The 14,014-nt window shown below is 54.5% G+C and carries 11 protein-coding genes; 7 read left to right on the forward strand and 4 right to left on the reverse strand.

Annotated features, from left to right (window positions below):
- Nucleotides 1–10: 10 nt before the first annotated feature.
- Together tssB and tssA are read right to left on the reverse strand one after the other, a co-directional pair.
- The gene (gene tssB, locus CFBP1590_RS15180; protein ID WP_088235422.1) at nt 11–508 is read right to left on the reverse strand and encodes a type VI secretion system contractile sheath small subunit; all 498 of its coding nucleotides are present in this window, start codon (nt 506–508) and stop codon (nt 11–13) included.
- A gap of 29 nt (nt 509–537) precedes the next feature.
- Nucleotides 538–2,085 (reverse strand): type VI secretion system protein TssA, encoded by a 1,548-nt coding sequence (gene tssA / locus CFBP1590_RS15185; RefSeq protein WP_088235423.1) that lies wholly within the window; start codon nt 2,083–2,085, stop codon nt 538–540.
- Nucleotides 2,086–2,613: 528 nt separating this feature from the next.
- On the opposite strand from tssA, the gene CFBP1590_RS15190 reads away from it, so the two are divergent.
- From CFBP1590_RS15190 to CFBP1590_RS15210, 5 genes are all read left to right on the forward strand, one after another.
- The gene (locus CFBP1590_RS15190) at nt 2,614–3,141 is read left to right on the forward strand and encodes an Hcp family type VI secretion system effector (RefSeq protein WP_088235424.1); all 528 of its coding nucleotides are present in this window, start codon (nt 2,614–2,616) and stop codon (nt 3,139–3,141) included.
- A 61-nt stretch (nt 3,142–3,202) separates the two neighbouring features.
- Nucleotides 3,203–5,293 carry a type VI secretion system Vgr family protein gene (locus CFBP1590_RS15195; protein WP_088235425.1) on the forward strand — a complete coding sequence of 697 codons (2,091 nt, stop codon included), beginning with the start codon at nt 3,203–3,205 and terminating at the stop codon, nt 5,291–5,293.
- Nucleotides 5,290–8,562: a hypothetical protein gene (locus tag CFBP1590_RS15200; RefSeq protein WP_088235426.1), complete on the forward strand. Its 3,273-nt coding sequence runs from the start codon at nt 5,290–5,292 to the stop codon at nt 8,560–8,562. The genes CFBP1590_RS15195 and CFBP1590_RS15200 overlap by 4 nt, the downstream gene beginning before the upstream one ends.
- Nucleotides 8,559–9,791 carry a hypothetical protein gene (locus CFBP1590_RS28120; protein ID WP_231991727.1) on the forward strand — a complete coding sequence of 411 codons (1,233 nt, stop codon included), beginning with the start codon at nt 8,559–8,561 and terminating at the stop codon, nt 9,789–9,791. Before CFBP1590_RS15200 ends, CFBP1590_RS28120 begins: the two co-directional genes overlap by 4 nt.
- Nucleotides 9,792–9,913: 122 nt before the next feature.
- On the forward strand, nt 9,914–10,489 hold the full coding sequence (locus CFBP1590_RS15210) for a GNAT family N-acetyltransferase (protein WP_004886611.1): 576 nt from the start codon (nt 9,914–9,916) through the stop codon (nt 10,487–10,489).
- A gap of 107 nt (nt 10,490–10,596) precedes the next feature.
- On the opposite strand, the gene CFBP1590_RS15215 is transcribed toward CFBP1590_RS15210, so the two are convergent.
- On the reverse strand, nt 10,597–10,869 hold the full coding sequence (locus tag CFBP1590_RS15215) for a hypothetical protein (RefSeq protein WP_004886613.1): 273 nt from the start codon (nt 10,867–10,869) through the stop codon (nt 10,597–10,599).
- 157 nt (nt 10,870–11,026) lie between these two features.
- The gene (locus CFBP1590_RS15220) at nt 11,027–12,595 is read right to left on the reverse strand and encodes a TerC family protein (protein WP_088235427.1); all 1,569 of its coding nucleotides are present in this window, start codon (nt 12,593–12,595) and stop codon (nt 11,027–11,029) included.
- A gap of 632 nt (nt 12,596–13,227) precedes the next feature.
- Between CFBP1590_RS15220 and CFBP1590_RS15225 the strand changes: the two genes are divergently transcribed.
- A complete protein-coding gene (locus tag CFBP1590_RS15225; RefSeq protein WP_029242761.1) occupies nt 13,228–13,506 on the forward strand; it encodes a hypothetical protein in 279 nt (92 codons plus the stop codon).
- Nucleotides 13,507–13,625: 119 nt separating this feature from the next.
- Nucleotides 13,626–13,967, forward strand: a complete 342-nt coding sequence (locus tag CFBP1590_RS15230) for an FKBP-type peptidyl-prolyl cis-trans isomerase (protein ID WP_004886620.1) — start codon at nt 13,626–13,628, stop codon at nt 13,965–13,967.
- Nucleotides 13,968–14,014 lie beyond the last annotated feature (47 nt).

Genomic DNA, 14,014 nt, shown 5'->3' on the forward strand with positions numbered 1-14,014 from the left:
TCCAGACACTTCATTCCGTTACAGCGTCGAGTCCCAACTCGCCAAGCACTCGATCACGCGAAGCCTTGTCGGCAAGCACATTTTCAATCGCCTTGCGAAAGGCAGGCGCATTGCCCAACGGCCCCTTGAGAGCCATCAAGGCGTCACGCAACTCCATGAGTTTCCTGAGCTCTGGAATTTGCTCTACAAGGCTGGCCGGGTTGAAATCAGTCATTGCGTTGACGCGGACATCAATCGCCAACTCTTCAGCCTCGCCTTCATCCTGCAGACGATTGGGAATGCTCAATGAAAGCCTCAGATTCTGTTTCGCGAGCACATCATCAAAGTTGTTTTTATCCACATTAATCGACTTGCGGTCTTCGAGCTTTCGTTCATCAGCTCGCTGAATAAAATCACCTAACACCAACAGTTTTAAGGGGAGTTCTATCTCTTCCTGTGCATCACCAATTGCCGGTTTGAAAGTAACATTTATACGTTCCTTGGGCGCGACAGAGCCTTCTTTTGCCACTGCAGTTACTCCTTTTCTTATCACAGTACTTACGTTTTGTTCAGCACGGCTTCAAAATCATACTTGCATAACCGCCGGTAGACTTCGTCCTTACTCACTCGTGAAATCCGATCAGGCGGAAGCTTCTCGTGACAACTGTATAGAAGCCGGGAAATCTCTAGGAATGCTTCGGCCTCCCAGCTTCCAAGCCCCTTCATCTCAAGCTCTTGATCAAGCAATTCAAGTTGAACCCTGGCTAACTCATATTTTTTGGCACGGTGGCAGACACGAGCAATGTTGAATTGCCAGAAAAAACGTTCACGCTCACTCTTCGCATTTGTCAGGTGCCACGTTAACTCCTTGACCGCAGCCTTCAGGCCGTCCTTATGTAGCCTTTGAATGATTTCGCCCATAACAACATTCCATGCTGGCTGAACGCCGGTATTGGTCTGAGCGGGTTCAGGCTGGGGAGGAAGTACGTGATGCATCACATGCGTCGATATCCAACCTTGTGTTTCATCGTCAGCAAAGGGCACTCCGTCATGGAAACGCAATTCGGCGATGCCAGGTACTCGGTGCAAAAAAAGTGCGCACTGAACTTCAACTTCACGCATTGAGAGTTCCGCGTTGAGCGCTTGCAGGCATTCCCATACCCTGCGCTGACCGTCGAACCAGAAGGGAGAGCGGGCGATGCTCAACTCCAGATCCACAATCAGATCCGCATATTTGCCTTGTTCAAAGCGTTCTCTATAATTGTTCAATCGATCTACGGGCACGCTACGCAATGCTGTTATGCGCTCGGCGTTACACTTCGGGGCGGTATCAACCGTGAGCCAGAGCACCGTGCGATTCAGACGCAACGCTCGGACATCAGTAGCCTTTTGCCTTAACCACCAGGCGCACAATGACTGGGTTATATCCTGCTGCGTACCAAGTGCCTTGCGGGCATCCTTGTCATTCTCCACAGAAGGATGGCTGAAAAACTGAGTGGCTACTTCCTTGACCTGCTCAGCAATCGTGGGCTTGCTTTCTTTTTGCGAGGCGGCCTGGAGCATTCGGGCCAATCGCCTGCGAGTCGGCAAGATCAATGGCGCTTCTTCACCCAGATGATGCCTCAGCAATTCGTCCAGTCCTTCCAGATGATCGGACAAACGCTGGAACAACGAAAGCTGTTGTTTTATCGACACATCGTCGACGAGGACCCTGTCAAGCCTGGTTACTAACCATGAAAAAGCGGCAATACGAGTCCTGTGCTTGACCGGGTGTAACACTGGCCAGTGGTGTTCGCAGAGATAACGCAACATGCAAGTACCCGCCAATAATCCTGGAAACGCTTCAGCTTTATATAGCGCCCACGTCAGCCAACAGGCGACACGAAGATCTCTAGACTGATCACGCAGAATTCTTTCGCTTTCTTCACGAACCTTTAACCAGTCGACATTTCCAGTACCCAGAACCGATTGCTCGCTACTCAATCGTGCCTCCAAGGCCTCAAACTCTTCGGAAAATCGCACATCGCTGCCCGCATAACCATGGCTGGAAACAGGACTTTTTATCAAGTGGAGGTAACGCCCAGACAATGTATCAAAATGAGTCATTAGCTGTTACCTCCTTTACGCGTCAAGTATTGTTAATGGCCGCTATTGGTCAACGGCGCAAACAGTAACTGCTCAGAATCCGTTTAACAAGCAAACCAATACCACACAGCATCTTTTCAGATTTTTCCTACACCGCCGAATAGCTTAAATGTAGGAAGCAAAAGCAGATGATGCTTGTGAACTCATATAATACGTTTTCGAACGCATAAATTACGCACCCTACTGTTTGACGCTTGATCAACTGCGCTGCTTTTTGCGCACCCTCACCGAATACTGCGCCAAACCCAACCTTCCTAGCCTAATAGATATTGGGGTATCCATACGACTGCGCAGAGAATCTCCCAAGTGCGCAAGAACATGCGCGTTTTTCGGCATCCCAGTAGCGCCCTGCGAACAAGAAGCCCCATCGGTGTTTGATCAAAGCCTTGAGATACTGGGCATACCATTAATTGGCATAGTTTTTGTTAGGAACCGAATAGCTGGCACGTTGAGTTCTGGCTGACCAATCAAATATCAGGAGACTTTATAATGGCAACACCTGCTTACATATCCATCACAGGGACCAATCAGGAACTTATAACTAGAGACGCGTTCACGGCGCATTCAGTGGGCAATATTTACCAAGAAGGTCACGAAGATCAGGCGCTGGTGCAAGCTTTCAGCCATGAGGTTGTCATTCCTTGCGATCCCCAGACGGGCCAACCCAGCGGACTGCGGATACACAAGCCTTTATGTATCACGAAAATTTTCGATAAAGCCTCACCGTTGCTCCAGGCAGCACTGACGTCGGGCGAGTGCTTGAGTGAAGTCAAGATCCAGTGGTACCGCACATCAGTCAAAGGCAATCAGGAGCTTTACTACACAACTCTTTTGACCGACGCCACGATCGTCCAAATAAAGGACTACATGCACAACTGCCAGGATCCTGCCAAGGCCAGCTTCACCCACCTTCAGGACGTACATTTCGCTTACCGGAAAATCACCTGGACTCATGAAACGTGCGGAACCTCTGGTTCTGACGACTGGCGCACCCATGGGAAAGAGAAAGCTGAGTAATTAACGCCATCGACCCGAAAGGGTCGATGGTTCTTGGCTCACTTCAACATGGGACTAAGCCATGAGGTCTGAATCTTTAAGCAAACGTCATTTCACGCTCAACCTTGATGGCATCGATCATGGCTTTCAGGTACTCGCCTTCAAAGGCCACGAAGCGATCAGTCAGCCTTTCGCGTTTACGCTGGAGCTGGTCAGCGAGTCGTCAGGACTGTATCTGGAAAGCCTGCTGAACAGACCTGCCTTTCTGCAGTTTGCACCCGATAACAGTGGCATTCACGGGCTGATCGACCGTGTCGCCCAGGGCGATTCGGGGCAACGCCTGACCCGCTACTCGGTCACCCTCCGTCCGCATCTGGCTCGCCTCAGCCACCGCACCAACCAACGGATCTTTCAGCACCGTACGGTGCCGCAGATTATTGCCCGGATTCTGGAAGAGCACGGCCTGCTGGCCACCACCTATCGCTTCCAGCTCGCCAGCGTCTATCCCGAGCGCGAGTACTGCGTTCAGTACCACGAATCGGACCTGCACTTCATACAGCGCCTCTGCGAGGAAGAAGGCCTGCATTACCACTTCGAACACAGTCCGACTGCCCATCTGCTGGTGTTCGGCGAAGATCAGGCGGTGTTTCCCACACTGGCGCCCGTGGTGTATCGACAAGACAGCGCAATGGTCGCCGACACGCCCGTCATCCAGCGCTTCAACCTGCGGCTTGAAACCCGACCGAGCCGCACCACGCGCCGCGATTACCATTTCGAAAAACCGCGCCTGACCATGCAAGGCGCAGTACCCGGCGACGCCCAGCCGGACCTTGAGGACTACGATTACCCCGGCCTGTTCACCCATCGTGACCGCGGCAGCCATCTGGCCGCCCGCGCTCTGGAGCGCCATCGCCACGACTTCCAGCTCGCCGAAGGGCACAGTGATCAGCCACGGCTGGTCAGCGGGCATTTCCTGCCACTGAGCGAGCATCCTCAGGCGGTGTGGAACGCACTCTGGCTGCTGACCGAGATCCGGCATGAAGGTCGTCAGCCGCAAGTGCTGGAAGCGGCAGCATCAAACGAACACTCGGGCGCAGGCGAGTTGCGCCAGGGCTATCGCAACACCTTCAGGGCCATACCCGGATCAGTCACGTTTCGGCCATCCCTGCGCCATCCCAAACCGCGCATTGCCGGTAGCCAGACAGCCGTCGTGACTGGCCCGGCGGGTGAAGAGATTCATTGCGACAGACATGGCCGCGTCAAGGTCCAGTTCCACTGGGATCGCGATGGTCAGGTCACGGATCAGAGCAGTTGCTGGCTGCGCGTGTCTTCGAGCTGGGCGGGTGACCGCTATGGCGGCATGATCATTCCAAGGGTCGGCATGGAGGTGCTGGTGACCTTCATCGAAGGCGATCCCGACCGTCCGTTGATCAGCGGTTGTCTGTACCACGCTGAACACACCCCGCCCTACCCGCTGCCCGCCCACCAGACCCGCAGCGTGTTCAAGACCCTGAGCAGCCCAGGCGGTAAAGGTTCCAACGAACTGCGCATAGAGGATCGCGCCGGTCAGGAGCAAATCTACGTTCATGCCCAGCGCGATTGGGACCAGAACATCCAGCACGACCAGAAAATCCGCGTCGGTCACGAACGGCATGACCGGGTCGAGGCCAACAGCTACAGCGAATTCAAGGCCGAGGAGCATCGCGCGATCGACGGCAGCCGCCTGACTGAAGTACGCATGGACGATCACCTCACCGTGAGCGGCAAGCAACACATCAAGGTCGGCGAAGCCCTGCTCGCGGACGTCGGAGATGAGATTCATTTAGAGGCGGGCGATCAGGTGGTTATCGAGGCCGGACTGGAGATCACCTTCAAGGTGGGCGGTAGCTTTATCAAGATCGATTCGGGAGGAGTGACGGTAAGCGGGCCTTTGGTAAAGCTCAACAGCGAGGGCTCTCCGGGCGTTGGCTCCGGGGTCGCTGCGTTGCTGCCTGAAACACCCAAGGCCGCTGATACATCAGCATCTGGAAACAATACCAAAGGTCCCAACCCTGCAAATACCAAACCTGAGAACACAGAGCAGCCTGTTCTGGAAGCTCTCATCGTTGATGTCTGGGGGGATCCTGCCATGGGAAGCCAACTGCAAATTCTGGCTCCAGAGGAAGATGTATGAATGAGTTCAGCGACAGCGAAACCCTTCGCGGCACACGCAAGAGAACCGAATACCTTGACGATAGGCGAGCACGTATCGCCTTACATATCCCGCGTCAAGATGGCGGTGTAGTGCAGATTCCCTTATTGAGTGACACCAAGGCTACAAAGGAACAGGAGGACATCCAGCGCAACACCCTTATCGCTATCGTGCCGCTGGCAAGATTGCCGGGCTACGATGAACCTCGACAATCACCTCGCGGGGCTTTTCCTCGACGCGGTCGGATTTATGTTTTCTGGAAGAGCGTGCTTTGGAGAGAGCTTGAGGCAGATGGCGAAGGGCAACTGTTCGAAGTGGACATTTCTCATTGGCGAGCCATGGCAGAGGGTAACGGCGATGCGGATCAGCGAGAAGCGATTGGGATAAAGCAGCACGCCATTCTTCTGCCCATGTTGTTGCAGAGCCGGTTTGTCGCCGACCAGTTCATGATGGCCTACAGCGAATTGCCATGGACCTGGGAGTACATAAAGTGGCTTGAAAGCGATCCGGCTCATATCAAATCGCGCTGCCAGCACATCGCAAGAGCGTGGGATACGGCCGTGGTGGGATCCGAGCATTGGAAAACCACTCAGGCCAATCCAAGCGTGCCTATGACACGCCTTAAATCCGGGCTGCGTGCCCGGGACTTCAACATCGAAAGTGCACTGGAAGATCCGCTGGATTTTACTCCTGCATTCACAACATTCGATGAAACGACGCTTATGAAACGCTTGCAGACTCGTCAGGAGGAATTGGCAGCGCACCTCAAGCAAACACCTCCACCGCCTCTTCCGCAGACCGAGTCAAGTGCTGATCTGCTTGATACTTACAACTTGCGGAGCAATAACCATCTCGTGGGTGTCATCCTGGAAGATCCGTTGTTTGCGGTACGCCACGCCACCTCGCAGATCCGACATCACGCGGCTTATCTGCAGACCCTCAACGCGCTGGTGCTGCATCAACCTTATGGGCGTTACGCGCAGGTGCTTTACAGCGTGCTTGCCGGGCCGTTATCGAGCCTGAAGGATGAGATTGATATACCCAGGTTGTACGAGGCCGTATTCGAGCAGGACCGTAAAAATTGCCGCATCCAGATAGCTGTGCACCTCGAGCGCTTGATTGGCCTGCTCGACAAAAAACTACCTGACGTTCTACTGGACTGGACGCATCGTTACGACGAAGCCTTGCTGGAGCCTTACAGCCTGATGGCTGAGGTATTGGGTGTACTGAACCAACTGCCGACCAGAGCAGACGCCATGTGTATCAGTAAGGAATCCGAACCGCTGCTCAAATCCGTTGACAGCTTGATAAAGGGACTGCTGAAAGCAGAACATCCCTTGGGTGATTTGCTGCTATCCAGAACTGCTGAGCAAACCCCTGAAGCAGTCAAACGTCTGATGGCATTGCGTGACAACGATCAACCCCCCAAGCCCGAAGCAATGGGCCTGAGCACGCTCATGCTCGGTGCATCACTCATGGGAGATGTGGATTGGGCCGGTGCAGGTAAAGGGCTGTCTTACTTCATTGGCGATCTGCTGGATATCTTTGGTGCCAACGTAGTTGCGCATATCAGCCGGCTGTCGCAAAGCGCATCTAATATCAGCCTTGATCGCGTCTTTTCCCCTACGTTCACCACGCTTTCAAGCCTGTCGAAAAAAATGGCGGGCATCCGTCTCATTACCTTCGGCGAGGCGCTGGAGCGGGATTACGTAGTCATAGGTGTACAGGGTGGTGGCTTGCGAAATGGCCTGACAGAGGTTGAACGCTCGGCGTTAACTAGAAAAAACTATCGCTACGCCTCACTCCACAGTCTCAGTGGAGAAAAACTGGCCAGCACGAGCCCCAAGGGTAGCCAGACCAACAAGCCTCTGACGCGTAATCTGAATGTTATAGCTGTGGCAAAAGACCACCCGGAACTGGCGCGTTACAGCAATTTCCGGCTTGCGTTAAGTGATGCCAGCCGGAAGCTGGAGGCGACCAAGGTGGTGCCTACATTGATGGTGGGTTTTGCAATTTATAACTTGATGGTGCAGGTGGAAGCCTATACAGACTTTGAAAGCAGAGGAGAAAAAAAACGAGGCTTTATGGGCTCATTGTCAGCAGCTGTTGATTTGATTGCAGCGCTGGGGAATCACAGTAAATTATTTTTTGGTAGTGCTGCCGAGTCGTATTTATTGACGCCTCGCATACAGGTCGCGAAGCTTTCAGCGGGGTGGGCCGCTAATCTGAAAAGACAAACTGGAAGTCCCAATCTTCCCTTGTTAAGGATGGCGGGTGCTATCGCAACACTCGTAGGGGCGTCGCTCGCTCTCTGGGACAGCTACAGAGCCTACAACTCAGGTAACGGCTCACTGGCTGTGGCCTATATTTCTGTTGCAGTTGGGAACGCCGCATGGGGAGCCTATGCTCTTGGTCTTTCAATTAATCCCTACCTTTTGATAATCGGTGCAGTGTTCGCCCTTGGCGGAGCAATCGTTGCCAATCTGCTCACCGACAGCGATGCCGAGCTGATCACTCGAAATGGCCCTTTTGGCATTCATTTTTCCACGATCCAGGAAGAAGCCGCCGGACGCGAAGACCCTTTCAAACACCTGAGCGACCCGTTTACGGCCTATCAACAACTTTTAGGGATCATTGGCAAACCGAAGATCACAGCTATGCGGCTCGCAGATTGGCGTGACAAAGCGTCGGCCGAACATCTAACAGTTGTTGAGCATGCAGATCAAACACGCTTGCATCTCAGCGCACCCAGTGCCTATTCAAAAACATCTCGTCCCGACATGAAACCCCTCCATGATAGCGACTGGTTGGTACTGGTCACATCCCCTTTACTGGCGATGTTTGGTCACGAAGACCAGCGGCTTCAACTATTCGGAGAAGAGTTCTTGTCAAGTCTGGACACTGGTCAGGCATTCGCTGTCCGACAATATAGAAAACAGACTACAGGCTCGCCGAAGCTCGGGGCGATAGCGTTGGATGCCACTAGCATAATCTACGTGCTGCCTTCTTTTTTCGAAACGCCTGTTCTCAGTATGAGACAGCGTTACCGGTACCAAATGACTGAAGGTGTAAAAATTTTCCTGCAAGCCGAGCTTTACGCGGAGCCTGGCAAACACCCCCTCATCCTGCCACAGCCAACACCTGCAAATTGGAAACCTTTCACAAACGCCAATCGTCGCCTACCAAGAGGTGATCTATCAGATAAAGAGGCACTGTATTGGCAGGTTGAAATAAATGAGCATCCCCTATGAAGCCGAGTATCATCGCCTACAAAACTACCGCCTACCGTAGCGATAGGACAAAGCACCTTCCCTCGCCTATCAAGAATTCCCACTGCAATGCCAAGAGCGCTACCCCCCTCTCTTTTGGGCATTACGCCGGTTGGGATTCCGCAATGGAGGTCACAGCCCAGCTTCAGGCGAATGAGCATAAAATCTACGAAAACCAGGAAAAAGACAAAGAGCCGGAAGCCTATTGTGATGCTCAGCGTTGGCGTTTCCAATACTCTGGGAACATCCCACAGTTGATGTTTGCCTTGAAAATAGTTTGTTTTTCTTTTTTATGGTTATTTTGGGGGGTAGGTATTCTCGCAGATATAGAATCCGAAGTTGGTAACGGCAACCCTGGCACTGCGCTTGCCACCCTGATTGCCACACTATCAGCCGTCTTGCTTTTCGCCTCTCCATTACTTTCCATAACCACCAGAAAAGCCGGGCACTATTTAAATCTCTCGGGTTTCGTTGTCTGCTCCAGCGTTGTCCTATGGGTTACCGGCACGCTATGGGGCTCGACCGAAATGCACATCTCACTCTGGATCGGCACCTTCCTTTACTTCATGGGCGCTATAGGGTGCGATGCTCTGCTGCACCTTTACAGCCTGTTCAGCAAGCACGATGGCAGTGAGTTCAACCGCATCGACGGGATGGTGCGCTTCAAGCGGCGCTTCAGAAAATTGTTCGTCGCACCGTTCGAGGAGTTTGATCCGGTACTCCGGGTCATGCCGACAGGCCATGGTTCTCATGACTATGCCATCTGGCTGTACCACCGCTATACCAATAAAAAACTTTGCCTGGCCGTCAAGGTACATGCGCTGGGGCTGGACAGGGTCAATGCGTTGGCATTCTGGGATTGCCTGCAGCGTTACATGGACGTTACTCATCCTCTGCCAGACCTGCCGGTGCTGGAACAAAGTCGGCATCTGGACCCAGTTACTGCCGCTCATGATGTACAAACCGGAAGACCTGAACGCCGATGGCGGGACCAAACGATAAACGGCTGGAAAGCAAGTGGTGCAAAACAGCTCACCGAGCAGTTGAAGCGCTACTCATGGCAGCAATCACCGTGCATCGTGAAAGCTCGCCTAAGCGATACCTTGAACATTGAAGAGTACTATCGGTCTCTGGAAGCCGAAGGAATCGATATATCCCCCAAGGCGGACAACTTTTCCTTCCTGTATCAAGTGGATCAGGGTGCACGGTGAGTGGCTCGCCCATACGAACCGCAGTCATCGCGGATCACTGCTCCCCTTGCACCCTCCCCACCCAACGAATAAGGTGCTCTCCATCGCGCTCAGCCCGAAACACTTTCACCAAAGGTCCTCCAATGATCCACATCCGCCCCATGACCCCGGACGACTTCGACCATTTCTGGCCGACCTTCCACTCAGTCGTTCAGGCCCGGGAAACCTACGCCTACGACCCGGCGCTGACGTTCGAGCAGGCTCGTGACTTGTGGCTCAAGCTGCCACAGCACACGCTGATTGCGGAAGAGGATGGCAAGGTGTTGGGCAGTTATTACCTGAAGGCGAATGCGGCAGGTCCGGGCAGTCATGTCTGCAACTGTGGCTATATGGTGACGGACGCAGCGCGGGGTCGTGGGGTGGCGCGGTTGATGTGTGAGCACTCGCAGCAGTTGGCGCGCGACAGCGGCTTTCTGGCCATGCAGTTCAATTCAGTGGTTGCCACCAATGAAGTGGCGGTCGCGCTGTGGCACAAGCTCGGTTTTGAGACAGTGGGTCGCCTGCCCAAGGCTTATCGGCATGCCCGCCTGGGGCTGGTGGATTGTTTGGTGATGTTCAAGTGGCTGGGCGATGCCCCTGAAGTTCAGGAACCTGCGCGGACCCTGCTGATCGGTCGCAAGAATATCGAGTCTGTTGTGTCACGCCCACGCCGCAAATAATCTGGTGCAGGCTCCCTCACGTCTGGTCCGGTTGCGACCTTGATGGGAGCCATCTTCCCTGCATCCCTCAGTTTTTCATCCCTTGAAGCTGCATTGTGCCTGGCGACTCATTCCTTGACCTCGCTCAGCGAGAATCGGTGTCCCTTGGTGTCACGCACTTCGGTCCCGACGATGTAGGCGATGGTCTGCCCGTCGTGGTCGACCAGCCGTTGCGGGGTCCCCAGGCTAAGCGTGCCTATTTCGCCACTCCAGTCCCGTCGCGGGTCATGTTCGAGGTAGGCGTAGACCTTGCGTTCGCGAATGCGCCACACCGGATAGCGCTTGCGGCTGGAGATAACGTCATAGGTCAGGTTGGGGTTGAAGATGAAGGCAGCAGTCATGGCAGTCTCCGCTATGAAGTGGCTGACTGCACGGTGAAGCCACGTGGTTGACGCAGAATAGACCACGCTTGAAATGCCTTCATTGCGACCGGACGACAAACCGCAACGCCACGAAAAACGGGCCTTTCGGCCCGTTTCTCACTCACGTTTCATATCGCTATTTGCCAGCACCCATTTCGGGTTGGCGCTGCAGCAGCACACGGGTGACGCGGCGCTCTTCAACACCGACCACTTTGAGGTCCCAACCCTGCCAGTGGAGGCTGTCGCCCATGGTTGGCAGACGATCCAGCAGGCTCATGACCAGCCCGGCCAGCGTCTGGTAATCGTCGGTGGCCTTGGCCTGGAAACCGGTCCGCTCGCGGATCAGGCTCAGGTTCAACGCGCCCGAGACGATGAAGTCATCACCCTGCGCAACAATGTCCGGCCCTTCCACTTCGCTGGCATCAGGCAACTGGCCGGCAATCGATTCCAGAATGTCGGTCATGCTCAGCACACCGATGAAATCACCGAATTCGTTGACCACGAACGCGATATGGGTCGACTCCTTACGCATCTGTTCCAGTGCATTGAGGATGGTGAAGTTGTCGAGCAGGTTGATGGCCTTGCGCGACAGCAGCTTCAGGTCAGGCTCGTTACCGGACAGAAGCTCCTTGAGCAGTTCCTTCTTGTGAACGAAGCCCAGCGGTTCATCAATACCGCCCTCGCCGATCAACGGCAGGCGTGAATAGGATGAATGCATCAGTTTCAGACGGATCTTGTCGGCGTCTTCGCTCAGGTCGATGTAATCGATCTCGGCGCGCGGCGTCATGACGGTACGGATCGGACGCTCTGCCAATTGCAGTACACCGCTGATCATCACCCGCTCGCGGCGGTCGAACACCGGCTCGGTGCTTTCGCCTTCCATCATTTCGATGATTTCTTCGTCGACATCACCCGACTCCAGTCGGCGACCACCCAACAGACGCATGACCGCATGGGCAGCACGTTCGCGACGTGGAAGATGACCATGAGCGGACTTCTTGCTGCGCTTGCGAGCGATCTGGTTGAAGACCTCGATCAGGATCGAGAAACCGATGGCCGCATACAGATAGCCTTTCGGAATGTGGAAGCCCAGGCCTTCAGCGGTCAGGCTGAAACCGATCATCATCAGGAAGCCCAGACACAGCATGATGACGGTCGGGCGACTGTTGACGAACTTGGTCAGCGGTTTGCTGGCGATCATCATCAGGCCGATGGAGAAGATCACCGCGATCATCATCACCGACAGATGCTCGACCATACCCACCGCAGTAATCACCGCGTCGAGCGAGAACACCGCATCAAGTACCACAATCTGCGCCACGATAGGCCAGAACAACGCGTAACCCGCATTGCCAGCCTTCTGGCTGACGTGCCCTTCGAGTCGTTCGTGCAGTTCCATGGTGGCCTTGAACAGCAGGAATACACCACCGAACAGCATGATCAGGTCACGGCCGGAGAACGTCTTGCCGAAGACCTCGAACAGGGGTTCGGTCAGCGTCACCATCCAGGAAATACTGGCCAGCAGGCCAAGGCGCATGATCAGTGCCAGCGAAAGACCAATCACACGTGCCTTGTCGCGTTGTGCGGGTGGAAGCTTGTCGGCCAGGATGGCAATGAACACCAGGTTATCGATACCCAGTACCAGTTCCAGAATGATCAGAGTCAGCAGGCCAAGCCAGGCCGTGGGGTCAGCAATCCATTCCATGGGAGTTATTCAGCCTTCTGAACAGAATAGTGGGCGGGAGCGCCTGATGCGTTGAGCTGCGCACGGAGATTCAGCGCCGAATGCTGAGATGCATCCAGACAGGCTGAATAGACTTGGGCAGAGGCAATACGCGAGAAAGGGGATGAAGCAAGGCTTGAATTAGGCGTTATACCGCATGGGGTGCAGAGGAATGGCCAGCCTGATGCTGAGGAAGGAAAACGACTCGGAGGTTCCTGGAGGGTGTTCATACGGTCCTGAAATTTGATACGGGCGATGATCCTACAATACACAGATCGAATCCGCGCGCGGAATAAGTATTACAAGAGTTGACTGCTGAACCGCTGCCCTACTTCTCGTAAGCCCTGCCTGGCGACGTTTTGTCGCACCCGAATGCACGACCAGTTGTCTGACGACGCCCGATGTACGGTAGATGGCGCTGAGCAATTGTTTTAAAATGTTGCAATAACGTCACACCTGCGCAGGGCTAATCCCTGACGCCACCTGACAAGAATCATAAAAAGAAAGCCCGTCATAGACGGGCTTTTTTCGTTTTCAGCTTTTGCAGGCCATGCGGCCGATGAATCGCACGCATGGCAACCAACCCGTTTTCTGACCTTTGAGGATCTTGCTTCATGTTGCGTATCGTTGTCGTTCATCTGTTCCAGTGGCTCAAGCGCCTGTCTTCCGGCCTGCTCTCCCGAGGATCGCAGTACAGCGAATCCCGTGATTTCACCCGTGAAAACGATGAAGGCCGCTGGACCTTCGTGTCCGTCGCTATCATTCTGACCTTGAGTTTGTATTGCCTGGCCGGTCTGGGCTACTACGCCAAGGTCAATGTGTGGGACGGCTTTACTCAGGAACAGAAAGCCAATATCGCTCAGGCGATGGTTGTCAGCTCGCAGAATCTGTAAGCGGCCAGCCTGCAACACCGGACGGGGAAGCTGAGGCTTCCCCGTTTGCGTTTCAGTGCTTGTCAGATGCTTAAGTTTCTGCGAGAAAGCTGCCCGCATACGCAAGGAGATATAGGGCAATGAACAACGAACTTCTCATAACCGATCTGCAGATTGGCGACGGCAAGACCGTGGTCAAGGGCGCATTGATCACTACCCACTACACCGGCACCCTGTCCGACGGCACGGTGTTCGACTCTTCCCACGAGCGCGGCAAGCCTTTTCAGTGCGTGATCGGCACGGGGCGCGTGATCAAGGGCTGGGATCAGGGCCTGATGGGCATGAAAGTCGGAGGCCGGCGCACGCTGTTCGTTCCGGCTCACCTCGCCTACGGCGACCGAAAAATGGGCGCCCACATTCAGCCGGGATCCGACCTGAGCTTCGACATAGAACTGCTGGAAGTCCTGACACGCGACGATTGACCGTGCGGCCGGGCGTGCTGCGTGTTTATTCTCAGCATCCCGATCAC

The organism is Pseudomonas viridiflava (genome assembly GCF_900184295.1).
In the GTDB taxonomy this organism is placed as follows: Bacteria; Pseudomonadota; Gammaproteobacteria; order Pseudomonadales; family Pseudomonadaceae; genus Aquipseudomonas; species Aquipseudomonas viridiflava.